The sequence below is a fragment of the Rhizobium sp. NXC14 genome, assembly GCF_002117485.1.
Taxonomy (GTDB): Bacteria; Pseudomonadota; Alphaproteobacteria; order Rhizobiales; family Rhizobiaceae; genus Rhizobium.
The window spans coordinates 631,287-653,438 of record NZ_CP021030.1; the positions used below are offsets into that span (position 1 = coordinate 631,287).

General features: G+C 61.9%; 21 protein-coding genes. 10 read left to right on the forward strand and 11 right to left on the reverse strand.

Annotated features, from left to right (window positions below; translation table 11 throughout):
* Window positions 1–28 precede the first annotated feature (28 nt).
* Window positions 29–295 carry a hypothetical protein gene (locus NXC14_RS03125; protein WP_085776921.1) on the reverse strand — a complete coding sequence of 89 codons (267 nt, stop codon included), beginning with the start codon at window positions 293–295 and terminating at the stop codon, window positions 29–31.
* Between the two features lie 143 nt (window positions 296–438).
* Between NXC14_RS03125 and NXC14_RS03130 the strand changes: the two genes are divergently transcribed.
* From NXC14_RS03130 to NXC14_RS03140, 3 genes are all read left to right on the forward strand, one after another.
* A complete protein-coding gene (locus NXC14_RS03130; RefSeq protein WP_085776922.1) occupies window positions 439–867 on the forward strand; it encodes an OsmC family protein in 429 nt (142 codons plus the stop codon).
* Window positions 868–929: 62 nt separating this feature from the next.
* Window positions 930–2,414 (forward strand): FAD/NAD(P)-binding protein, encoded by a 1,485-nt coding sequence (locus NXC14_RS03135; protein WP_085776923.1) that lies wholly within the window; start codon window positions 930–932, stop codon window positions 2,412–2,414.
* 109 nt (window positions 2,415–2,523) lie between these two features.
* Entirely contained in the window at window positions 2,524–3,429 is a 906-nt protein-coding gene (locus NXC14_RS03140) for a DMT family transporter (protein WP_085779962.1), read from the forward strand.
* Here NXC14_RS03140 and NXC14_RS03145 read toward each other — a convergent pair.
* From NXC14_RS03145 to NXC14_RS03160, 4 genes are read right to left on the reverse strand one after another with little or no spacing between them, the layout of a single operon-like run.
* Window positions 3,395–5,077 (reverse strand): VOC family protein, encoded by a 1,683-nt coding sequence (locus NXC14_RS03145; protein WP_245362123.1) that lies wholly within the window; start codon window positions 5,075–5,077, stop codon window positions 3,395–3,397. The two genes, NXC14_RS03140 and NXC14_RS03145, sit on opposite strands and share 35 nt — an antisense overlap.
* Window positions 5,078–5,098: 21 nt before the next feature.
* Window positions 5,099–6,694 (reverse strand): response regulator, encoded by a 1,596-nt coding sequence (locus tag NXC14_RS03150; RefSeq protein ID WP_085776924.1) that lies wholly within the window; start codon window positions 6,692–6,694, stop codon window positions 5,099–5,101.
* Between the two features lie 4 nt (window positions 6,695–6,698).
* Window positions 6,699–7,124: a response regulator gene (locus NXC14_RS03155; protein WP_064800648.1), complete on the reverse strand. Its 426-nt coding sequence runs from the start codon at window positions 7,122–7,124 to the stop codon at window positions 6,699–6,701.
* The gene (locus tag NXC14_RS03160) at window positions 7,111–9,255 is read right to left on the reverse strand and encodes a PAS domain-containing sensor histidine kinase (protein ID WP_085776925.1); all 2,145 of its coding nucleotides are present in this window, start codon (window positions 9,253–9,255) and stop codon (window positions 7,111–7,113) included. Before NXC14_RS03160 ends, NXC14_RS03155 begins: the two co-directional genes overlap by 14 nt.
* A 194-nt stretch (window positions 9,256–9,449) precedes the next feature.
* Between NXC14_RS03160 and NXC14_RS03165 the strand changes: the two genes are divergently transcribed.
* From NXC14_RS03165 to NXC14_RS03175, 3 genes are all read left to right on the forward strand, one after another.
* Window positions 9,450–9,827, forward strand: a complete 378-nt coding sequence (locus tag NXC14_RS03165; RefSeq protein WP_085776926.1) for a response regulator — start codon at window positions 9,450–9,452, stop codon at window positions 9,825–9,827.
* Window positions 9,828–10,304: 477 nt separating this feature from the next.
* A complete protein-coding gene (locus NXC14_RS03170; RefSeq protein ID WP_085776927.1) occupies window positions 10,305–11,009 on the forward strand; it encodes a helix-turn-helix transcriptional regulator in 705 nt (234 codons plus the stop codon).
* A gap of 29 nt (window positions 11,010–11,038) precedes the next feature.
* Window positions 11,039–11,476, forward strand: a complete 438-nt coding sequence (locus NXC14_RS03175) for a response regulator (protein ID WP_085776928.1) — start codon at window positions 11,039–11,041, stop codon at window positions 11,474–11,476.
* A gap of 124 nt (window positions 11,477–11,600) precedes the next feature.
* On the opposite strand, the gene NXC14_RS03180 is transcribed toward NXC14_RS03175, so the two are convergent.
* The 4 genes from NXC14_RS03180 to ybaL form a co-directional block, all read right to left on the reverse strand.
* The gene (locus tag NXC14_RS03180) at window positions 11,601–12,317 is read right to left on the reverse strand and encodes an ATP-binding protein (protein WP_085776929.1); all 717 of its coding nucleotides are present in this window, start codon (window positions 12,315–12,317) and stop codon (window positions 11,601–11,603) included.
* Between the two features lie 174 nt (window positions 12,318–12,491).
* Window positions 12,492–15,041, reverse strand: coding sequence for a protein translocase subunit SecD (gene secD / locus NXC14_RS03185; protein WP_085776930.1), 2,550 nt, complete (start codon window positions 15,039–15,041; stop codon window positions 12,492–12,494).
* An 85-nt stretch (window positions 15,042–15,126) separates the two neighbouring features.
* On the reverse strand, window positions 15,127–15,507 hold the full coding sequence (locus tag NXC14_RS03190; RefSeq protein WP_085776931.1) for a hypothetical protein: 381 nt from the start codon (window positions 15,505–15,507) through the stop codon (window positions 15,127–15,129).
* A 54-nt stretch (window positions 15,508–15,561) separates the two neighbouring features.
* Window positions 15,562–17,382 (reverse strand): YbaL family putative K(+) efflux transporter, encoded by a 1,821-nt coding sequence (ybaL, locus tag NXC14_RS03195; RefSeq protein WP_085776932.1) that lies wholly within the window; start codon window positions 17,380–17,382, stop codon window positions 15,562–15,564.
* A gap of 33 nt (window positions 17,383–17,415) precedes the next feature.
* On the opposite strand from ybaL, the gene NXC14_RS03200 reads away from it, so the two are divergent.
* Complete coding sequence (locus tag NXC14_RS03200) at window positions 17,416–17,721, forward strand: helix-turn-helix transcriptional regulator (protein WP_085776933.1); 306 nt, start codon at window positions 17,416–17,418, stop codon at window positions 17,719–17,721.
* A 5-nt stretch (window positions 17,722–17,726) separates the two neighbouring features.
* Here the strand turns inward: NXC14_RS03200 and NXC14_RS03205 are convergent, their stop codons facing one another.
* Together NXC14_RS03205 and NXC14_RS03210 are read right to left on the reverse strand one after the other, a co-directional pair.
* Window positions 17,727–19,148, reverse strand: coding sequence for a glycosyltransferase family 39 protein (locus NXC14_RS03205; protein WP_085776934.1), 1,422 nt, complete (start codon window positions 19,146–19,148; stop codon window positions 17,727–17,729).
* Window positions 19,149–19,547: 399 nt separating this feature from the next.
* The gene (locus NXC14_RS03210) at window positions 19,548–19,748 is read right to left on the reverse strand and encodes a hypothetical protein (protein ID WP_157131368.1); all 201 of its coding nucleotides are present in this window, start codon (window positions 19,746–19,748) and stop codon (window positions 19,548–19,550) included.
* A gap of 41 nt (window positions 19,749–19,789) precedes the next feature.
* On the opposite strand from NXC14_RS03210, the gene NXC14_RS03215 reads away from it, so the two are divergent.
* From NXC14_RS03215 to cheY1, 3 genes are all read left to right on the forward strand, one after another.
* Complete coding sequence (locus tag NXC14_RS03215; protein ID WP_085776936.1) at window positions 19,790–21,421, forward strand: globin-coupled sensor protein; 1,632 nt, start codon at window positions 19,790–19,792, stop codon at window positions 21,419–21,421.
* Between the two features lie 63 nt (window positions 21,422–21,484).
* Window positions 21,485–21,781 (forward strand): STAS domain-containing protein, encoded by a 297-nt coding sequence (locus NXC14_RS03220; protein ID WP_085776937.1) that lies wholly within the window; start codon window positions 21,485–21,487, stop codon window positions 21,779–21,781.
* Window positions 21,778–22,143 (forward strand): chemotaxis response regulator CheY1, encoded by a 366-nt coding sequence (gene cheY1 / locus NXC14_RS03225; protein WP_003570362.1) that lies wholly within the window; start codon window positions 21,778–21,780, stop codon window positions 22,141–22,143. Before NXC14_RS03220 ends, cheY1 begins: the two co-directional genes overlap by 4 nt.
* Window positions 22,144–22,152: the final 9 nt, after the last annotated feature.

The window sequence follows — 22,152 nt, forward strand, 5'->3', positions numbered from 1 at the left end:
CCGGCCGAAAATCGCGCACGCTTCGGCATCACGCTTGCTTCCGATTTGGTTTGCGCCTTTCATCGAGCGCGATGATTTTCTCAAGGGAGGCGATGTCCTCGCTGGTAACGACGGGAACCGGATCGGCCGCGATCGCCTCCAGCACCTCCTGCGAGATGGCGCCGTTGCGGATCGCCCATTCCAGCGTCTCGCGCGTTTCCCGCTCAGCCTTCAGCTGTGCATAGAGCGCGACGATCAGCCGGTCGCGGGCGTCCATCCGCCGGTCCTGACGATGCATGTTGCGGGCATGCGGCATCGCTATGCACCTTTGTCGCTGATTTCGTTCAGGTGTAGTCAACTGATGACGGATGGAAAGGTTCCGTGACAAGCATTGCGCCGTCGTTGCGAGCCGACGCGTAACTCGCTATTTCTGCGAGGCTATTCTCAGAGGATTTCTTCATGGCCGATCTCAAGGCACGCCCCCGTCCGACCGGCGCCATCGCCACCCTCGGCCGCACCGGCTTTCCGCATGTCACGTCCACCACCAAGGGTGAGATCGATATCGTCACCGCCCCCTCACAGCCGGGCTTCAGCCCGCTCGATCTGCTCTATGCCTCGCTCTCGGCCTGTCTCGTGCTCAGCGCCCGCATTGCAGCCAGTCAGATGGGGGTTCTCGACAGGATCAGCGAGATCACGGCCGATGTCACCGGTGAGAAGGCGGCGGAAGGGCTCTCACGTGTTGCGAAATTCAACATCGTCTTCTCGATCAAGGGCGATGTCGATGAAGAGACCCGCCGCAAGATCGTCGACGCCGCCGAAGACGAGATCTGCACAGTCAGCAACACCATCCGCGGCACTCCCGAATTCTCGACCACGATAGCGGGATAGGGGTCGCACTCGAAACCTAACAATAATTATAGACAATTGCGGAGAGGGAGATTGCGTGGGAAATGTCCGGCATCTATGCTCGGGCATTGCAAGTGAATATCCCGGCCCTCATGCATCTGAAGCCTCTCCCAATGTCCGAACAACCCGTCGTCGCCATTATCGGCGGCGGCCTCTCCGGCGCGGGCGTCGCCTATCATCTCGCCAGGGCAAATTGCGGTGAGCCCCCGGTCATCATGGTCTTCGAACCGCGCGCGGAGCTCGGCCGCGGCATTGCCTATGATACGGACGATCCCGCACACCGTATCAATGTTCCCGCCGCCAAGATGAGCCTGCAGCCCGACGATCTGGGCGAGTTCCAGGCCTGGATCGAAGCCCGCGACGCCGTGGCGGACGATCCAGGGGCGAGGCAATCGGACGGCACACTCTTCCCCCGGCGCCGGCTCTTCGGCGAATATGTCGCCTCCCTGCTGAAGCCGCTGCTGGAAGAAGGCGTCGTGCTGCACAACCGCGCCCGCGTGATCGGTCTCGAGCGCCGGGGCGGCCGCTGGTCGATCCAGGACGACAAAGGTGGGGTGACCGAGGCCGATATCGTTGCGATCGCCACCAGCCATCCGCCGCCGGCAGCGCCCGGCCGGCTTGCCGTCAGCTTGGCGGCCCATCCCCGCTTCGTCGCCGATACCACCAAGCCGGGCGCGCTCGGCGTGATCGGCCGGCATGACCGGGTGCTAGTCATCGGCAACGGCTTGACCGCCGCCGATGTCATCGCCTCTCTTGCCGAGCGTGGTCATGATGGGCCTGTAACGGCGATCTCGCGCCGCGGCCTGCGTTCGCGCGGCCATGCGCCGGTACTGCAGCAGCTCTTTGGAGACTTCGTCTCCGACGCCGCGCATTCCGCCCTTGCGCTGCTTGTCAGGATCCGCGCCGACATAGAGGCCGCGAAGGCGCAGGGCATAAGCTGGCATGGCGTGATCGATCAGGTGCGGGCGCAGGGACACGAACTCTGGCAGGCGCTGCCGGTCGACGAACGCCGCCGTCTCGTCCGTCATCTGCGTCCCTATTGGGATGTGCATCGTTTCCGTATCGCGCCGCAGGTGGAAGCCGTGCTTGACACCGCGGTTGCCGCCGGCCGCCTGGAAATTCTTGCCGGGTCGGTCGCCGATGCGCGCATTGAAGGCGAGCTTGTCGTTTGCAGCCTGCAGCCACGCCACCGGCGCCAGTCGTTGGAGCGAAGCTATGACGCCGTCGTCGTCACCACCGGGCCGGCACATGGCGGCATTCTCGAGACTCAGCCCTGGCTCGCGGCGCTTGCTGCAAGTGGCCACCTGTCGCTCGATCCGACCGGCCTCGGTCTTGCCTGCACCGAGCAGTCGGAGGCGATCGGCCCGTCGGGAAAGGCGGAGCCTTCGTTGTTGATCTCCGGTCCGCTGGCGCGCGGCACTTTCGGCGAACTGATGGGGCTGCCGCAGGTGACCGAGCATGCCTTCTTCGTCGCAGGCGAAATAGCCGCAAAGCTGCGGTTGATCATGGAGAGCAGGCATCCGGCCTGATTTCTTGTTCCGATGTCGCTCTTCGACTGTCGCCGGCGGACGACTTCTGCTACGAACGCGCCAATCAATGGCCCGCCGCCAATATTCGGGCATTCAAAATATAGAGACCATGTCGCAGACCGCTTCCACCCTCTCCGAAGCCTCGCCTTCCAATCGTCTGGCGCTTGCCGCGCTTGTTGTCGGCGGAGCGGCGATCGGCGGTTCGCCGATCTTCGTCCGACTGTCCGAGGCCGGGCCGATGGCCACTGCCTTCTGGCGTGTGGCGCTGGCGCTGATCCCGATCTTCATCGTCTCGCGTATGAAGAAGGATAGGGGGCCGAAGCCGCGAAGCCTTCCCGACTATGGCCTGCTGGTGCTTCCAGGCCTGATGCTGGCGCTCGACCTCGCCGCATGGCATCTCTCGCTCACCATGACCTCGGTCGCCAACGCGACGCTGCTTGCAAACCTCGCGCCTGTTTTCGTCACGCTGATCGCCGTCCTGTTCTTTAAGGCGAGAACCAGCGGCGTTTTCCTGCTGGGGCTGGTCCTGGCGCTCGCCGGTGTCGTTATCTTGAAAGGCGGCCCGGCAGGGCTCGGCGATGGCGATTTGAGCGGCGACGGCGCCGCGATGATCGCCGCCTTCTTCTATGCCTGCTATATCTTGGCGATCGGCAGGCTGCGCAGCCGGTTCGATACGATCCGCATCATGCTGTGGAGCACGGCATCGGCTGCCGTCTGCATCTTCCCGATCGCCTTCTTCTTCGAAGGCCATATGCTGCCGGCGACCCTCTACGGCTGGTCGATCCTCTTCGGCCTCGCCTTTGTCAGCCATGCCGGCGGACAGGTGGCGATTACCTATGCGCTGGCCTATCTGCCGCCCGCCTTTTCATCGCTGACGCTGCTGCTTCAGCCGGTCGTCGCCGCAATCCTCGCCTGGGCGCTGCTCGACGAAGCGATCGGGACGATGCAGGCGTTGGGCGCCAGCGTGGTGCTCGCCGGCATCATGGTTGCCCGAACGGCTCGCTCGTCGGCTTGACCGCCTGCTGCTCCAGCGGCGATGGATTATCCCCCATTCTCTGAAGCAGCCACTTTTGGATGATCGGCACATCCGCGTCGCCGAGATCGTGGCCGCCGGGGATGACGTCGGAATCCACGGTAGCGCCCGAACTCTTCAGCCGGTCCTCCAGCTCGCTTGCATACTTGCCGTAGGCATCGGTCTTGCCGCTGATCACGAGCAGGTCCGTGCCCTTCAGATCGGCATGCGGATAGTCGCTGAGCACAGGCATGGAGCGCAGCAGCACGGCCTTGTGAACAAGGTTCGGGTGCAGGTAGAGCAGCGAGTTCAACAGGTTGGCGCCGTTGGAATAGCCGACATAGACGGTCTTGTTGGGATCGAGGCCATAGGATTTGACGGCGCCTTCGATGAAGGCCGCAAAGGCTTCGGCCTCGGTTTTGATGTCGTTCTGGTCGAAGGAGAAGGGTGTAATGCGCTTGTACCAGCGCGGAAAACCCTCTTCCGTCGCACGGCCCCGCACGCCGAGCAGGGTTGCGCGGGGCGCCGCCTTGTTGAGGAGCGGCATCAGCGTCGTCTCATTGCCGCCCGAGCCGTGCAGCAGCACGAAGACACTGCCGTCGGGATTCGGCGGCGTATAGAAGCGATGGACGAACGGCAGCTCGCGGTAATTGATGCGCGGCTGGCCGGGCATCGAAAATTGCGGCAGAACCACCTTCAGGTCGTCGAGACTGGTGATCGCTCCCGGCGGCGCGAAGAGCTTGGTGCCGAGGGCTGCGTGCTCTTCGTCAACAGTCATGCCGGGCTTGTCGGTTGCAAGCTCCACCAGCGTGCCGCCGGGCTCGCGGGCATAGAGCGAGCGGAAATACTTGCGGTCGTGCATGTTGGTCGGCGATGCATCGGCCTTCTCCAACGCCTTGGAAACCGAACGCAGCGCCTCCTCATCGGCGGCCCGGAAGGCGACATGATCGACGGTGCCGGTTCCCGGCGCGCCGGACCAGAAGCCGCGTGCATCGCGCACATCGATGACGTCGCCCGATTGTGATACCAGCCTGTCAATCGTGCCGCGGTTGGCCTGGAATCGGTAACCGAAGTGGCGCTCGAGGAAGCTGCGGCTCTCGGCCGGCTTTTCCGTCAGCATGGTTGCGCCGCGCACCCGCTTGACGGCATGCTCGACCGGGATCGAGGCGCCATCCCAGACAGCAGGCGATGTGAGGTTCTTTGCGCCCGTGAGCTTGAGGATGATATTATCAGGGTCTTTCAACCTGAGAACAGGCTCACCGAATTCATCGGCCGGTCCCTCCGAACGCAGGCCGAAGTTCATGGCGCGCGTCAGCCAATAGCCGATGCTCGCCGGATCGATCGCCAGCGAAATTTCGCTGATCTGGCCGTAACCTGCCCGACCGGGCGCGCCGTCTTCCCATACGAGGAAGCTGACGAGCGAACCCGGCGTACCTGCCGAATCGCCGTAGAAGAGATGGAGCTGCGTCACATCCTCGTAGCCGGCCGTTTGCTTGACGAGGCGCATGCCGAGAAAGCCGGCGTAAAAATCCACGTTTGCCTGCACCTTTCGGGTGATGGCCGTAACGTGATGTATGCCTGATACCATCGAGAGCAGTCCTGATTGAAGCGGCGTCGTCAGGAGCGCGAGTATGAGAGCTGCGACAGTCATACCGTTGCCAATGACCACCGCTTAGTTTTGTTCCGCGCAAAGCGCAAGCGAATCGCCGCGCTGCAGCAGTTCCAAATGATCGACATCTTCGAGCGCCTCTTCCAGTTGCTGCAGGGTCGGCGGCTTCACCATATAGGCGCGCGCGCCAAGATTTCTGGCCCGCTGCATGTCGCTCTCATCGCTTGAGGTGCTGAGAATGCAGACGGGAATTCGTTTCAGACGGGCGTCAGCCGAAAGCGCGTTCAGCACCTCGAAACCATCCATGATCGGCATGTTGATGTCGAGCAGCATCAGGTCGATCTGCGGCACATCGGCGATGCCGGCGCGCTCTTCGAGCAGCCGCATCGCCTCGCGTCCGTTGGTGGCGACATGAAGGTTGAAGGTCACCCTCTCCCGCCGCATCAGCTTGATCTTCAGGATCTGGATGTCGGCGGGGCTGTCTTCGACCAGCAGAACCTCGGCAAGCCTGCCGGAACCTTCGCCCGGCTGCTCCGCCGGCTTCAGGCTGGGCGGAACGGCTGATGCGGCGGGCAGTGCGGGCCGTGCCTCGGCAAGCGGCATCTCAACGATGAAGGTGGCGCCGGAACCCTTGTCCGGTTCGCACCAGATGGCGCCGCCATGCAGCTGCGCGATGCGGCGGCAGATGGCAAGGCCGAGTCCGGTGCCCTCGATGCCGCGGCCGACGAGCCGTTTGAACGGCTGAAAGATCAGCTCGCGGTGCTGGGGATCGATGCCGGGTCCGTTGTCACGCACCGTCAGGCGGCAGCTACCCCCTCGCGCTTCGCTCGAGATTTGAACCTCCGGAACCTTTTGATCGCAGTAGCGGATGGCATTCGACACCAGGTTCTGCAGAAGCTGGGTCAGCAACGTCGCATCGCCCATCACTTCCGGCAGCACACCGCGAATGACGACGGCCCCGCGGCTCTCCATCTGCTGGCGCAGATTGTCTTCCACCTGGTTGAGTACATCGGACAGCGAGACCGGCGTCAGCTGCGGCCCGCCATAGGCTTCGAGCTTGGTGAAGTTCGAGACCTTGACGATCAGGTCTTCCATATGGTCGGCGGCGCTCAAGACATAATCGAGCAGCTCGCGGTCTTCGGCCGGAAGCACTGCAGAACCGTGCAGGATCCGGCTGAAGGACTTGATCGTCCTCAGCGGCTCCTTCAGGTCATGCGCCATGGCGCGTGTGAAGATCTCAAGCGATTGCCGCTTCTGCTCCAGCTGGGCTTCCAGCATGCCGTGCATGATGGCGTTCTGGATGCAGCGATGCAGCGTTTCGGGTGAAAGGGAATCCTTGGTGAGATAGTCGCGCGCGCCGCTCTTCATCACCTCGACGGCAACGGTTTCGCTGCCTTGACCGGTCAGCATGATGACGTTGGCGACGGGATCGTCCTCCAGAATATCGGCAAGAACACCGAGCCCGTCGCGCCCTGGCAGCGAATAGTCGAGCAGGATGCAGTTCGGCCGTTTCCGGCTGTTGAGAGCGCGGCCCTCTTCACCCGTCTCCGCCTCGAGGACGGTATAGGCCGTGCTGGAGACGCGGCCCAGAATGCGCCGATAGACCTCGCGGTCGTCGATGTTGTCGTCGATGATGAGAATGCAGCAGTCTTCCGCCAAACCGTCAGTCCTCGAGCGGCAGAATCGCGATTTCGAACCAATATTCCTTTAACCGCTGGATCGCGGCGAAGAGACCGTCGAGATCGACCGGCTTTTGCACATAGGTGTTGGCGCCGAGCGCGTAGCAGCCTTCGATGTCGCGTTCATCGTCTGACGTCGTCAGGATCACCACCGGAATTTTGCGCCAGCCGTCGTTCGACTTGATCGCTTCCAGCGTCTTGCGGCCGTCGAGTCCCGGCATGTTGAGATCGAGCAGGATCAGCCCTGGTTTCGGCACCATGACGCCGAGCATGTCGAGTGCTTCCTGACCCGAGGCGGCCCAGCGGATCGAGTTGCGCAGGTTGGTGCGTTTGAAGGCCCGCATCGTCGCTTCGAAATCGTCTTCACTGTCTTCGACGATCAAAATCGGTTGCGTGTCACGCTGCTGCATTCTGCCCCTCGCGTTTTCTTCCCAGGGTGAAATAGAATGTAGTGCCGACGCCGACCTCGGACTCCAGCCAGATATCGCCGTTGTGCCGCGCGATGATCTTGCGGACGAAGGTAAGGCCTGCTCCGGTTCCGTCGTCGGAATCCTGCGACTTTTCGAGCCGTTTGAAAATGCGGAAAATATCCTCATGGAATTCCTGGGGTATTCCCTTGCCGTTATCCCTAACGAAAAACACGTTGCGCGCAACCGTGCCGTCCTTGCCGACGAACCGCTCGAGATAGCCGATCGAGACCAGCGGCGCCGGCTTGTCGTTGTACTTGATCGCATTGGTGATGAGATTGCGGAACACTTCGGTCAGCCGCGGCGCGTCGCAGACCACGTCAGGGAGCCGGCCGTCGGTGACGACCCTGGCATGCCGCTCTTCCAGCAGCAGCTCCATCGTCGCGACCACGTCCTTGACGATCAGGCTGATATCGGTGCGTTTGACTGCCAGCTGCTGCCGCCCGAGCCTGGAGAAGTAGAGCAGGTCGTTGACGAGCTTCTCCATCCGCTGGCTCAGACGCACGAGCCGGTTCAGCCGGCGCACGCCGTCCGCGTCGAGCTTGTCCTCATAATCCTCGAGGAGGAAACGCGAGTGGTTGTGCAGGCCGCGCAGCGGTTCCTTCAGGTCATGCGAGGCAATATACGCGAATTCGTCGAGGTCGTGGTTGCTGCGCTCGAGTTCGGCCGTATATGCCTCGAGCTGGGCGAGCGTCGTTTTCATCCGTTCTTCCTGCCGCACGCGCTCGCTGATATCTCGTACGATGCCGACGAATGTCTTGGTCTCGCCGCTGACGACAACGCTGATGGATACTTCGATCGGGAAGACGATGCCGTTCTTGCGCCGCCCGGAGACCATGCGCGTCGTGCCAATGATGCGCTCCTCGCCGGTCTGGCGGTAGTGGGCGAGATAGCCGTCATGCTCGGAATGATAAGGCTCAGGCATCAGCATCTTGATGTTCCGGCCGATCGTTTCCTGCGGTGAATAGCCGAACATGATTTCGGCTGCCGGATTGAAACTCTTGATCGTTCCGCGCCCGTCGATGACGAGGACGGCATCGGGCGTGCTGCGCGCCAGCGCGCCGAAGCGAACGCGTTCGGCTTCCAGGTTGTTGTTGTTGCGCAGGAAATAGAAGACGAGAATGGCGATCAGCCAGAGCGTGGCGGCGGTGATGGTGCGATTGGCGATCTCTTGCCAGAATGCCGCCTCGTCATGCCTGACGGCGAAGAAGCCGAGCATGAGGAGCACGGTGCAGGCAAAGGCGAAGAACAGCGGCGCATTCCTGTTGCCGAACCAGAGCGCCGTCAGCACCAGCGGCACGTAGAGAATGCCGTTGGCAAGGCCGAGCGGCGTATAGAGATCGACGACGAGGCCGGTGAAGCAGACTGCCGCCGGAATCCAGAGCGGGATCTGCGCCCGGTTTGCCGGCTGCATCCACCAGGAGCGGGCAAGCAGGCCCGCGCCGAAAAGCACCATGCCGACCGCCGTGTGCAACGCCATCGCCGCATAGGGACCCCAGCGGTAGCCCTGTTCGGCATCGGTGAGATAGCCGGCGAGCGCGATCATGCCGAGCGTGACGACGACATAGCTCGTCAGCTCCTGCACGACCTGGTTTTTCGACTTCTCCACATAAAGCGAGAGCAGCAGCGAAAGATTGGCAATGAGAAAGATCAGCGCCGTATTGGGGCCCATGCCGCCTCCGATCTCGGCGATGAAATCGGGAGGAATCACCAGGCGGGTGATCAACTGGTCGATGTTATGGACGGCCCGCCCAACCGTAGCGATTTCCACCAGCCGGGCCGCCGCGATCGCCGCTGCGATCCCTGTCATGATCGTTGCCGCTATCCGAGAGCGGCGGCCATCACGCATCGAGGCCGCAAGCCCAAGGCCGGATAGTATGAAGCAGACCCCGGTGTTGAAGGCCATTGACGGGAAGCCGGGGAAGAGCGAAATGATGAGCTTGATCTGCAACAGCCAGCCGGCAAGGGCGCTCACTCCGAGAAGGAACAGCAGGCAGCCGACTGCAATTGCAAAGGCACGGTAGCGCCGTCGCCTCCGCTGGTCCTGCAGGTCCACGTTGCCCTTATCCTGCACCCGTGTATCCTCTCTCGGTTCGCGCGGCCATTTTTTCCGAAATCGAGGAATACTCAATAGGCAGCGGCCGCCGCCGTCGCGCTTTTTCCGAAATGATTTTTCGATCGGACAGATCGAATTTTCGTGAAATCGCGATATCGTGACGTCGGAAGACAACGAGGTTCATTCGAACAATACCCAGATCACGGTGCCGGATGCCTACGATAGTTTACGTCGACGACAGCAGGGATGATCTCTTCTATCTCGACTATATCCGCAAGAAGCAGCATATAGACGTCGATCTATTTTGTTTCTCGACCGCCGAGACGGCGCTGGAGGCGCTGAAGCAGCGCGTGACAGAAGGCTGGGCTCCGCCGGAGCTGCTGGTCGCCGATCTCTATATGCCCCTCGACAGCGGCATCAGCCTGGTAAGCACGCTGCGCAGCGATGACCGCTTCAGAACAATGCGTCTCGCTGTCTGCAGCGGGTCGGATGCGGATGAGGATCGCATGCGTGCTTTCGAAGCCGGTGCCGATTTTTACCTTGAGAAGCCGCTTGACCTCGCAGCGATCCTTCTCAATCTGGAAGTGTAGGAAACAGCGGAAGCCGAATGGTGCGTTTCCTGGCGTTGGTCCTGGCGACGTGACGAACCGCAATTGACAAGGCCGAGTGCGCATCCCAAGATGCAACCGAAACGAAACGGACGGAACGTAAAATAAGCGCTGAGAGAGCCGATTGACCCGTGTTCGCCGCCACGAACTTCCAGCCAACCCCTTAGCTGAATGGGCCTGTCGGCTCTCTCGCGCTTACGTCTGGCACTGCCTTCTCGCATTCATGGATGTTGAACGCGGAAGATTTACGACACCCAGGTAAGAATTACTGCCCCTCAGTATATCTGCCCGTGCATCACCTGTAGTTGAGACATTGATGATATCCGCCTTGTATACCGAAAGTCCCCGTTTCGATATCTCTCATCAACCGTCTCGCAATTTTTGTAGCTGTTCGCGTTTAAGACGTATATCCCAAGATTTGGGGATCGGGGGCATGGCGGGAGGAGAGGAAGAGTGGGAATGAACAATGCCGCGGCAACTCCTTTTCATGCCGGACCGGAGCTGAGCCGAGCGATCAACCGCACCGATTTTTTCCGTCTGCTGAAAGCGGCGGCGCAGCATTACCACTTCGATAATTTCGCGCTTGCCCGCATTTCCGAGGCTTCGGCTCCATTCGGCGAACGCGATATCGTCATCACCAATGTCGCCGAGCGACGGGTTGGCCTGTTCATTGCGACGTTGAGGGAGGCGCTCGGGACCACCCGCGCAAAGAGCGCTCAGTTTCTGGCAACGCCCGTCCATGGCCGGAGCGCGCAGCCGGACACCTATCCCTCCGATCTGCTTTTCAACGAGTTCCGCAGCGGCGTCTTCCTCTTCATTCCGCTGTTCACGCCCGAAGGGCGGCGATATTGTCTCGTGCTGAGCGGCGAGCGTGAAGAGCCGGACCAGGGCGAGATTGCCGACATGCTTCTTGATGCCATGCGCATTTTCGACAAGCTCTACGAGGAAATCCTGACGCAGGAAATGTCCGGGCGGTTGACCCAGCGCGAAGCGGAAATCGTCAAATGGACCAGCGAAGGCAAGACCTCGGCCGAAATCGCCATCATCCTCGGTCTGTCTGAACATACGGTCAATTCGCATATCACTGCGGCCGCGCGCAAGCTCGACGCCGTGAACCGCGTCCACATGGTGGCGATCGCCCTGAGGAATGGTTTGGTTTCGTGAAAATCGGCTTCGGGACTGGGGAAATTGAAATGATCACCAAAACGGTCCGGCAGAACGCCGTCAAGGTTCTCTTCGTCGACGACGAGTTCATCGAATTCCGCGCGCTCAAAAAGAAGATCGCCGATCTCTCCGAGCCGGCGGTCGAAATCGAATATTCGCCGTCGATCGGAGACGCATTGGAAAAGATCCGCGCGGCGCGCTTCGATCTCATCCTGCTCGACAATCGCCTTCTGCCCAATGCCGATTTCCGCGAGACGGTGCCGGAGCTGCGCGGCATCGGCTATACCGGCCCGATCGGCGTCGTCTCGACCGACATATCGGGCGGCTATTTCCAGGAATTTCCGGATTACGGCGTCGACTTTCGCATCGGCAAGGACGAAATCGACGTCCAGACGCTGCAGTACATCATCCGCGAATATGTGCACTACGATGTGCCGGATTTCTGGAAGGACGATTACAGCATTTGAGCCGCGCAAAACAGCGCGAAGGCTTTGCGGTAGCGACATGCGCAAAGGAAGCACGTCCGCCGAATGTGAGATCGCGGTGCGCTTCAAGCACGGCAAACGAGGCTGAGCGATTGCAATATGTGCCTCAGCCGGCAGGAAGGCGGATGGTGAAGTGGCTGCCGTTTTCGTCGGAATGCTCGAGACGGATATCGCCGCCAAGCACCTTCAGAAGTTCCTGCGCCGTCGTCAGGCCGAGGCCGGCGCCAGGGGCTGCCCCCGCCTTCGGTAATTTCCAGAACGGCTCGAAGATCCGCTCTCGATAAGCGGGATCGATGCCAGTGCCGTTATCGGAAATCCGGATGGCCCAGTTCGCCCGCTCTTGCTCCGCCGTCACGGCCACATGCGGCGGCGATGAGCTCCGATAGGTGAGGGCGTTGGACATGAGCTGCCTGAGCACCAAGCCGAACAGCGCCGGGTCGGTGCGGATGGAGGGGAGGTCCCGACTGGCGAACGTCGCGTCGAGAGCCCCCGTCTCCTCGATGAGTTCGCTCCAAATTTTTTCGGCCAAGACCTTCAGGTCGACCTGTTCCAGCGTCACCTGCGGTGCGCCACCGGCAAGGCTCATCAGTGCCTTGGTGAGACGCTGGGCCGCCTGCACCTTTTCCAGGATCATCTTGAGGCTCTGAAGCTGCTCGCTGTCGAGTGTCTCCTCAAGATCGTCGAGCAGCAGCTCGGCATACATGGCGATATGGCGCAGCGGCGATTGCAGGTCGTGCGAGGCGATTGCAAGAAAGCGCTTAATGCGTTCTTCGTTGTCGCCGGCAATATTGGTTTCAAGCGGTTTCGTCGGGTTGGGTGACATCGCGCGGTTTCCCCGATCTCTGATGCATCGTCGCGCTCTCTTTTTCAGCTGCGCGATGGACGCTGTAATAGCTTGAATTGCTGCATAATTTTATCCTGGCAATAGGCAACAATAAAAAGAGAGCGCCGGCTCTGCAACCGGCGCCCTCTTCAAGGATACGTTAACAACCCGTTTTCAGCTCGCCGACTTGCGCGAGCGACCCTCTTCCGGCGGGATGATTTGGGCTGCCGCATCGGTCGCCGTTGCCGCCTTGGCGTGGCGGCGGCGCCAGTCGCCGAGGAACAGCAGGATCGGTGCGGCAATGAAGATCGACGAGGCGCCGGCCACAAGAATGCCGAAGACCATCGGGATCGCAAAGCTGGAGACGGCGCTGCCGCCCCAGATCGCCATCGGCACCAGGGCGAGGAAGGCCGTCGCATTGGTGTAGAGGCTTCGCGCAAGAGTTTCGTTGATCGACTTGTCGATAATCTCGCGCAACGGCATCGACTTGTAGAGCCGCATGTTTTCGCGCATGCGGTCGTAAACAACGACCTTGTCGTTCACCGAATAGCCGACGAGCGTCAGGATGGCTGCGATGGCCGTGAGGTTGAAGTCGAGACCGGTGATTGCGAAGAAGCCGATTGCCTTGGTGACGTCGAGCACCAGCGTAACGATGGCGCCGACGGCAAACGGCCATTCGAACCGCGCCCAGATATAGAGCAGCATCGCGATGCTGGCGATCACGACCGACAGGATGCCGGCCGAGGCAAGCTCGCCGCTGACCTTCGGACCGATGACGTCGGTGCCTTCGACGGTAGCGCTAGGATCGATCTTGGCGACTTCGGCCTTCAGCTTGGTCACCGCCGCCGTCTGTGCCTCTTCGCCGCCTTCCTGCCGCTGCGCGCGAACGAGAATGCTGTTGTTGTCGCCGAAGGTCTGCAGCGTGATTTCGCCGAGGCCGAGACTATCGAGACCCTCGCGGAACTTTGCCAGATCGGCCGCCTCTTTCGTCTTGACCGACATCTGGATGCCGCCGCGGAAATCGACGCCGTAGTTGAGGCCGGGATGGATGAAGAGCACGACCGATGCGATCGAAAGCAGCGCCGAAACGGTGACGCCGAAGAAGCGCGCCTTCATGAACTGGATGTGCTTGTCATACGGGCTGAACGGGATCAACGGCCGGATGTTCAGCACCTTGAACTTGCGGCGGCGGGTAATCTCGATCATCGCGACGCGAACGAACGCGACGGAGGTGAACATCGAGATGATCAGGCCAAGCGCCATGGTCACCGCAAAGCCTCGAACCGGCCCGGAACCGAACCAGAACAGGATCGCCGCAGCGATCAGGGCAGTCATGTTGCCGTCGATAATGGTCGAATAGGCTCGGTTGAAGCCTGTATCGATAGCGGCAAAGGCACCCTTGCCCTTGCGGGTCTCTTCGCGAATACGTTCATTGATAAGGACGTTCGCATCGACCGCAAGGCCGATGCCGAGAACGACGCCTGCAATGCCGGGCAGTGTCAGCGTCGCGCCGACCAGCGTGAGCGCCGAGAAGGTCAGGATCGTGTGGATCAGCAGCGCCACGTTCGCCAGGATGCCCCAGGTGCCGTAGAGCACGAAGATGAAGGCTGCAACAAGGGCGAAACCGACGATGCCGGAATAGATGCCCATCTTGATGGCGTCGGCGCCGAGATCGGCGCCGACCGTGCGCTCCTCGATAACGGTCAGCTTGGCGGGCAGGGCGCCGGCGCGCAGCATGGCGGCAAGCGTCGTGGCGCTGTCTGCCGAGAAGTTGCCGGAGATCTGGCCGGAGCCGCCGGTGATCGGCTCGCGGATAACGGGGGCGCTCAGCACCTTGTTGTCGAGGACGATGGCAAAGGGATTGCCGACATTCTGGCGGGTGATCTCTGCAAAGCGGGTGGCGCCGGCGCTGTCGAAGCGGAAGCTGACGATGGGCTCGCGCGTGTTAGGATCGAAGCTGACGCGGGCATCCGATAGGCGGTCGCCCGATATTTCGACACGGTCGAGAACCGGATAGGATCTGCCTTCGTCGTCCTGCAGCATGGTGACGCCGGGGCCGGGCTGATTGTTCGGCGCCAGCATATGGAAGGACATCTTTGCCGTGGAGCCGAGAAGTTCGCGCAGGCGCGACGGATCTTGCGCCCCGGGAAGCTGGACGAGCACGCGGTTGCCGCCGATGCGCTGGATGGTCGGCTCGGAGACGCCGACCTGGTCGACACGCTGGCGGATGACTTCAAGGCTCTGCTGGACGGCGTTGTCGACATTGGCGGAGATGCCGGCCGGCGAGAAGCCGACGGTGATGGTCGCTCCGTTTGCGGTGACGTTGAGATCCGCCTGACCGGCGCTGAGGCCGGTGCTGATCGGGTTGGCAAGCGTCTTAAGATCGGTGACTGCCGCGTCGCTCTGCGCGGCATCGGCGAGCGTCACGACGATCTGGTTCTGGCTGCGCACGACGGCCTTGGGCTGGATGCCCTTTTCGCGCAGGACGCGGCGGGCGTCCTGCAGCAGCGATTGCAGCCGCTCCTTGGTCAGATCGGCTTCGTCGACCTCCAGAACGAGGTGCGAACCGCCGCGAAGGTCAAGGCCGAGCGACACCTGCTCATGCGGCAGCCAGGCCGGAATTCGCTGGAGCACGGATTGCGGCAGGGCGTTCGGCAGGGCGATCAATAGCCCGATCACGATGATCACCGTATAGGTGAACACCAGCCATGGTGAATTACGCATGTTGTATTCCTTAGATAATCGAGGGCCGGCGCCCGGGCGCTGGCGGCATGTCGTCAATGGTCGGATGCGCCGCTCGGCGCAGGCCTCAGGCGATGATCGGGGGCGCGCGCGCCTGATGGGTCCTGGAAACTGCCTGATGAAGCGGAGGCTCGAATGCCGCAAGAGGAGCGGCCATGTCCCAGCCGGTAAAGTCGACAGCAGGGGCGGCGGCAAGGGCCGGCGGTCCGGCGTCGTAGGCGGTCTGTTTCGGCGCAAGCCTGCGCTCGGCGGCAAGCACGCCGCGCACGGCATCGCGCGCGCTCAGTTGCGGCGGCTGCGGATCGCGGCCGGAAGAGGAAAGCGTATTGACGGCGGTCGCCGGCGCAATGATGAGATTGCCGCCGAAAAGCAGGCCGATATAGGCAAGAATGGCAAAGAGGAGGGAAAAGGCGATACGGCTCGTCAGACGGTGCTGGTCCAGCTCCATCTCCTCCGTCCCGGCGATGTCACTCCCGTATCGGCTCAAAAGCGCGCCAATCTCTCATTGTCGTTCCGGCGGAGCAGTGCCCGTCGGGATGATTGTAGCAGGCTCCTGCCTGTCTTCATAGGAAACACTCTCATGATGCACTTGAGCGAGCCGGTCAACCATGCCAAGGGCGATTTCGCGTTCGCCCATGATGACGGTGTCGGCGCCGTATTGTTTCAACTCGTCGACCTCGGCGTCGGAATGGGCGCGGGCGACGATAAGGATCGAGGGATTGACGCTGCGCGCCTGCTCGGCGATGCGGCAGGCCTCGAAGGCGTTCGGGATGGCGATGGCGAGGCTGCGTGCAGACGAAAGATTGGCGAGATCGAGCGTTTCCCGCGCCACTGCATTGCCCATGTAGGCTTCGATCCCCTGCGCTTTCAATTCGCCTATGCGCTTGTCGGAATCCTCGATAACGAGGAAGGGCGTGCCTGACGATTTGAGATTCTGTCCGACGATCCTGCCGACTCGGCCGTAACCGATGAGGATTGCGTGGCCGGTAAGCGCGGTCGGACGCACGTCGTCGTCCTCGGGCGGCGCCTGTTCCTGAACGGCACCCACATCGGCGGCGGAAGCCGGCTCGGCCACGGTTTCCTCGCGCCTTGCACCTTCGAGAACAGGCCGCATGCGGTCGCAGAGGAAGAACAGCAGTGGATTGACGATGATCGAGATAATGGCGCCGGCAAGGATCAGGTCGCGGCCCTCCTCCGGCAACAGCCCGAGCTCGACGCCGAGAGCGGCGAGAATGAAGGAGAACTCGCCAATCTGACCGAGGCTTGCCGAAATCGTCAGCGCCGTGCCGGGCGGCTTCTTGAAGGCGAGCACGATCAGAAAGGCGGCGACGGATTTGCCGATGACGATGATGAAGACGGTGGCGAGGATCGGCAGCGGTCTGTCGATCAGGATGTTCGGATCGAACAGCATGCCGACCGAGACGAAGAAGAGCACGGCGAAGGCGTCGCGCAGCGGCAGGCTTTCCTGGGCTGCGCGGTGGCTGAGCTCGCTTTCGGCAAGCACCATGCCGGCAAAGAAGGCGCCAAGCGCCAGGGACACGCCGAAGAGTTTGGCCGCGCCGAAGGCGACGCCGAGGGCGATGGCCAACACACCGAGCCGGAAGAGCTCGCGCGAGCCGGCATGGGCAATGCGATGCATCGTCCAGGGAATGAGCTTGCGGCCGAAGACGAGCATCAGAGCCACGAAGAGTGCTACCTTGACCAGCGTCATGGCGATCATGCCGCCGATGCCGAGATCGAGGCCGAACAGGCTGTTCAGCCCCGCCGACAGCGGCTCGACGGGACCATGGCCGTCGCCGCCGATGCTGGCTGCAGCCGGGATCAGCACCAGCGCCAGCACCATGGCGAGGTCTTCGACGATCAGCCAGCCGACGGCGATCCTGCCGCGCTCCGTCTCTATGAGCCGGCGCTCCTGCAGAGCCTTGAGGAGCACGACGGTAGAGGCAACTGAAAGCGCCAGGCCGAAAACCAGGCTGCCGCCGGTCGGCCAGCCCATCAATGCACCGAGGCCCCAGCCGAGCAAGGTGGCAAAACCGATCTGCACGACCGCGCCAGGCAGCGCGATGCCGCGCACCGAGAGCAGGTCCTTGAGGGAGAAATGCAGCCCGACGCCGAACATCAGCAGGATGACGCCGATTTCGGCAAGCTCCGGCGCGAGGCTCTGATCGGCCACGTAACCCGGAGTATGTGGCCCCACCAGCACACCGGCGATCAGATAGCCGACGAGCGGCGGCATGCGCAGCCGATGAGCAAGCGCGCCGAAGATGAAAGCCAGCACCAGGCCGCCGACGATTGTCGAAATCAAGGGCGTATCGTGCGGCATCGCTTCTCCCGATCTGGAAATTTCGTTCGTATTATGACATATATGATCTATATCAACCAATATGGGTACTTTGAGATCATGGGTCAAGGCGCGAGAGAAACAATTCTAACCCCCGCTCTCTGCCGGGCTGCACGCGGTCTGCTCGACTGGACCCAGAACGAGCTCGCCGAGAAGGCCGCCGTCTCGCGCAGCACCATCCGCGATTACGAGGGACGCCACCACGATATCCACCGTGCGACCGAAGCGCAGTTGCGCCTCGCCTTCGAGGAAGGCGGCGTCAGGTTCGTTGAGATAGAAGGCGCCGGCACCGGCCTCTGCCTGCCCAATCGAACAGACTGAAGCCCTCAGGGCGCCAGGCACGCGGCAGAAACCTTGTAAACGTAAAGCGTCTTTCGCTTATAGTAGCCTGCGGCAGGCAGCCAGCTCTTCAGCAGCTCGGGCGTTTCAGTGGCGCAGGTTAGCGGCGTGTCCGTCAGGAAAAGCACCTTGCCGGCGATGTCGGCGGGCAGGGCGAATTCCTGCTCATAATAGCTCTCCGGCAGGCCTGCGGGTGCGCGCGCATAGATTCTGTAAGATGCATCCCGCAGCGTATAGAAGAGATCAGCGACCATGTCGCGGTTGTCGGTGACGATGATGTCGGTGCCCGCCTGAGCTGCAAGGGCTCCCGCCTCGCGGCTGACCTCGGCGCGCCCGAGATAGCGCTTCATCAATTCGTCGCCGTTCGGCAGCAGCAATTGCTGCGGAAGGATGGTCGCCAGCGGAAAGAGCAGGCTTGCGATGCCGTTGATGGTGAGCGACAGCCTCAGCCCCTTCGGCCACATCCGGTAAAGCAGCCAGACGGCAAGAATGGTCCCCGCGACATAGGCGGTCACGGCCCAGTTGGCATAGGCTTTGGCAACGGTCGCCTGCAGGGTGATCAGCACAACCACCGGCATCGACAGCCAGATCAGCATCTTTTCGTGGTCTTCGCTTCGGCCCTTGATCATGCGATAGACCGCCCACAGCATTGCGAAGAAGATGATCGGCCCGACGACGCCGAATTGGGCGGAGAAGAATTCGAGCCCGCGGCGTAGATTGATGCCGAGATCGCTCCAGTGGGCGATATCCTGCGTGTGGCGCACCGTCGTATTGTCGTGTTGCAGGTTCCACCAGAGGTTCGGTGAGGCGACGACAGCGGCAACCGCGACCGCGATGATGAAGTCCCGGACAGCGATGCGCGCCGCGGGAATGAGGAGGAGGGCGATCGCGCCGCCTGGTACGACGAACAGAACGGCATATTTCGTCAAAAAGGCAAGGCCGACGGCGAGACCCATGACGAGCGCCAGTGCCCCAGAGCGCCGCTTCGTCAGGCTGAAATAGGCGAGCAGGGCGACGGCGATGAAGAACAGCAGGATCACGTCGGTCGAGAAGAAAACCGAAGAGAGCGCCACGCCGGGAAGCGTGATGTAGGTGGCCCCCGTCCAGCCTTCGATCTCCGGCCCGACGAAGCGCCTTGCCAGCTTCATCAGCACCAGCGCCGCCACCATGTTGATCAGCGGCCCGAGCAGCCTGATGAAATAGATGGCGTTGGAGCCGGAAAGCTCCGTCATCGCCCGGATCACCCAGGCGATCATCGGCGGTTTTGAATAGTAGCCGAGATCGAGATTCTGCGACCAGAACCAGTACTGGGCTTCGTCGACAAACAGGTCTGTGGCATCGAAATACAGCGTGACGACGCGCCAGAGCGTGAAGCCGAGAACGATGAGAAGACCAGATCTGGGAGACATGAACCGAGTGTTCCGCTGACGTGAAAGGCGCGAGTGCGATTACACCAAAGGCACCGGACTGCCAACGGGGATTGGATCGGCTTGAAGCCAGAGAGGCTTCAGAACACCCGAAGCATGCGGATGTCGCGATTTGCGGCAAGGAAATCGAGGCGGGCGATGGCGGCAAGTATGCCCATTGCGATCAAACAGGAACCCAATCCGAGAACAATCATTGCTCTGTCCTTGTCGACGTCATGTCTTGGTTGTCGACCGGCCTATAACACGGAGCTTGCGTGTGCCTTGTAGCAGCCGTGCAACTCCGCGGAAGTATTTCCTGCGAACTGCCTTGAATTGCTCCAAAAGCCTGTTCCTGAAAAGACTTATTAACCTTCGGGCAAGGAATTAACCATAAACATTGGGTTACACGTCGGAATGGGAAGATGTGGTCGTTCCCAGCAGGCATGACGCCGTACCGCCGTACCGGGTCGATCCGGTATCCATCTCTTCAGACAGCTTCGAAACATAGCTGATCAGGGGCTTTTCCTGCCGGTCGTCGCCGGTGGTGAAGACCGGCTCCGCGCTTGCGTTGATCGAATGCTGCAAAAGTTTTTTGCCGGGCATTCGCCTGGAAAGTGGGTCGGGGACAGGCGTTGAGGCAGGACATGCCATCAGATCAGGCTCGTGGAGCGCAGGCAGGCAGCTTGCGTGATCGCCTGCGTTTTGCCGGTCTCGATGCCGATCAGTGCGAACTGGTGCGCCGTAACCGGCCGGCCCTCGAAGCGTATCTGAAAGCGGGCCTGCGCGATCTCTTCCACAGGTTCCAGTCCTATCCCGACGCCGCGCGCAACTTCGAGAGCGACAGACAGGCCGATCGTCTGCATGATCTGCAGTCTTCGCATTGGGACGTGCTGACGGATGCCCGCTTCGACAGCCTCTATGCCGAGCGCGTCAAGGTTCTCTCCGACACCGAAAGCAAGATGGGCCTCGACCCGCGTTGGCACGTAGCCGGCCACGGCGTCGTGCTGGAGCATGTTCTTTCCGGCCTCGCCGAAGAGATTGCCGGCCGCCCCCTGCTGCCCTCGGCCAGGCGCCGCGCCCGCGAAATTTCCGAGCTGATGACTGCGATCATCCGCATCGTGATGGTCGATGTCGAAATCGCCGTTTCGCTCCGCTTCAATGCGCTACGCGCTGCCCAGAGCCGCGCGGTTGCCGATCAGCGCGCCGAAAGTGAAGCGGAGATCGCCCGGATATTCGGCGACGTCATCGAAGGCCTCGCCGCCCGCGACCTGACGCGGCGCGCGCCTGTCGACGCCGACGGTGCCTATGCCGGGATCGCCGCCGCCCTGAACGGCGCCTTAGGCGGCCTCCAGGCAGAATTCGCCGCCATGACCGAACGCACTGATAAGGCCGAGACGGCGACCGCTTCGCTTGCCGGCCAGTCGCGGCAGTTCGCCGGCACGGCGTCTGGCCAGGCCGAGCGGCTGCAGCTTTCCGCCGCTATCCTTGCCGGCATTGCCGGAAGCGTGCGCGACGGCGCCGCCGACAGCCGCGCCGCCGAACAGGCGGCCGCCTCTACCCGCGCTGCGGTCGAGCAAAGCGGCGAGGTCGTCGGCCGCGCCATCAGCGCGATGGCCGATATCGAGCAGTCGGCCGAGAAGATCGGCCAGATCATCGGCGCGATCGACGAGATCGCCTTCCAGACCAATCTTCTGGCGCTGAATGCCGGCATCGAGGCGGCTCGCGCCGGCGATTCCGGCCGCGGCTTTGCGGTCGTCGCCCAGGAAGTCCGTGCGCTTGCCCAGCGCTCGGCCGACGCCGCCCGCGAGATCAAGACGCTGGTGACGACGACCAAGGCGCAGGTCGACGCCGGCGTGCAGATGGTCGGACGAACGCAGGACTCGATCGGCAGCATCGTGCGGCAGGTCGCCGACATCAACGCCGCCATATCGGGCATCGCCACCAGGACCGGCGAGCATGCCGCAAGCCTCGACGGCGTGGCGGCCGACGTCAAAGGACTTGGCGCAGAGGTGGCGGACAACGCCGGTTTGGCCGAACGTTCCGCTGAAGGCGCCGACCACCTCCATACCGTCATTCTTGAGCTCGGCCAGACGATTCGCGAATTCCGCATCGCCCGCGAAAATGCGCATTCCGGGCGCTTGGGCTCGGTTCGCGCTGCGCCGTCCCGCACGATCGAAGCGGCCGGCCGTCCTGCGGTCGAAGACGAATATGAAAATGACGATTTTGGCCTTCCGCAGGCGCTCGCGAGCGTCAGAGGTGGGCGGAATGTTTACTAACCTATCGGATGATCGCCGCAGCTCATCTTTTCGGGCCGGGGACAAGGGGACAAGGACAAGCTGATGGTAGCAAAGAAGGGTGGCAAGACGCTGAATTTGACAGCGGTGCTCGATCTCAACGAGGCTTCCGCCTTGCGTGAAAAACTCATCTCCCTCAGGGGCAGCGGTCTTTCGATCGACGCATCGGGCGTCGAGCGGATCGGGGCTCTTTGCGCTCAGGTCCTGATGTCCGCCGAGAAGACCTGGGAGCAGGACAAGCAGCCGTTCACCTTCTCCAAGGTGTCCGACGCATTTCACAAAACCATGCAGCTGGTTGGCGTCAATATTGACCACCTGCTTGCCAAGGAGATTCGGCAATGAAGAAAAAAGTGCTTACCGTGGATGATTCCCGCACCATCCGAAACATGCTGCTCGTGACGCTGAACAATGCCGGTTTCGAGACGATCCAGGCGGAAGACGGCGTCGAGGGCCTCGAGGTTCTCGAAGAATCCAATCCTGACGTGATCGTGACCGACATCAACATGCCGCGCCTCGACGGCTTCGGCTTCATCGAAGGTGTGCGCCGCAACGAGAAATATCGGGCGATCCCGATCCTGGTCCTGACCACCGAAAGCGACGCGGAAAAGAAGAACCGCGCCCGCCAGGCCGGCGCCACCGGATGGATCGTCAAGCCTTTCGACCCGGCCAAGCTGATCGATGCAATTGAGCGCGTAACCGCTTAAACCCAGGAT

Bases quoted from the DNA above. Each gene is read 5' to 3' on its own strand.
- NXC14_RS03130 (WP_085776922.1), top strand. From the start codon at position 439: ATGGCCGATCTCAAGGCACGCCCCCGTCCGACCGGCGCCATCGCCACC.
- NXC14_RS03165 (WP_085776926.1), top strand. From the start codon at position 9,450: ATGCCTACGATAGTTTACGTCGACGACAGCAGGGATGATCTCTTCTAT.
- NXC14_RS03200 (WP_085776933.1), top strand. From the start codon at position 17,416: ATGACATATATGATCTATATCAACCAATATGGGTACTTTGAGATCATG.
- NXC14_RS03205 (WP_085776934.1), bottom strand. From the start codon at position 19,148: ATGTCTCCCAGATCTGGTCTTCTCATCGTTCTCGGCTTCACGCTCTGG.
- NXC14_RS03190 (WP_085776931.1), bottom strand. From the start codon at position 15,507: ATGGAGCTGGACCAGCACCGTCTGACGAGCCGTATCGCCTTTTCCCTC.
- NXC14_RS03135 (WP_085776923.1), top strand. From the start codon at position 930: ATGTCCGGCATCTATGCTCGGGCATTGCAAGTGAATATCCCGGCCCTC.
- NXC14_RS03155 (WP_064800648.1), bottom strand. From the start codon at position 7,124: ATGCAGCAGCGTGACACGCAACCGATTTTGATCGTCGAAGACAGTGAA.
- NXC14_RS03175 (WP_085776928.1), top strand. From the start codon at position 11,039: ATGATCACCAAAACGGTCCGGCAGAACGCCGTCAAGGTTCTCTTCGTC.
- NXC14_RS03125 (WP_085776921.1), bottom strand. From the start codon at position 295: ATGCCGCATGCCCGCAACATGCATCGTCAGGACCGGCGGATGGACGCC.
- secD (WP_085776930.1), bottom strand. From the start codon at position 15,041: ATGCGTAATTCACCATGGCTGGTGTTCACCTATACGGTGATCATCGTG.
- ybaL (WP_085776932.1), bottom strand. From the start codon at position 17,382: ATGCCGCACGATACGCCCTTGATTTCGACAATCGTCGGCGGCCTGGTG.
- NXC14_RS03215 (WP_085776936.1), top strand. From the start codon at position 19,790: ATGCCATCAGATCAGGCTCGTGGAGCGCAGGCAGGCAGCTTGCGTGAT.
- NXC14_RS03220 (WP_085776937.1), top strand. From the start codon at position 21,485: ATGGTAGCAAAGAAGGGTGGCAAGACGCTGAATTTGACAGCGGTGCTC.
- NXC14_RS03140 (WP_085779962.1), top strand. From the start codon at position 2,524: ATGTCGCAGACCGCTTCCACCCTCTCCGAAGCCTCGCCTTCCAATCGT.
- cheY1 (WP_003570362.1), top strand. From the start codon at position 21,778: ATGAAGAAAAAAGTGCTTACCGTGGATGATTCCCGCACCATCCGAAAC.
- NXC14_RS03170 (WP_085776927.1), top strand. From the start codon at position 10,305: ATGAACAATGCCGCGGCAACTCCTTTTCATGCCGGACCGGAGCTGAGC.
- NXC14_RS03180 (WP_085776929.1), bottom strand. From the start codon at position 12,317: ATGTCACCCAACCCGACGAAACCGCTTGAAACCAATATTGCCGGCGAC.
- NXC14_RS03210 (WP_157131368.1), bottom strand. From the start codon at position 19,748: ATGCCCGGCAAAAAACTTTTGCAGCATTCGATCAACGCAAGCGCGGAG.
- NXC14_RS03145 (WP_245362123.1), bottom strand. From the start codon at position 5,077: ATGACTGTCGCAGCTCTCATACTCGCGCTCCTGACGACGCCGCTTCAA.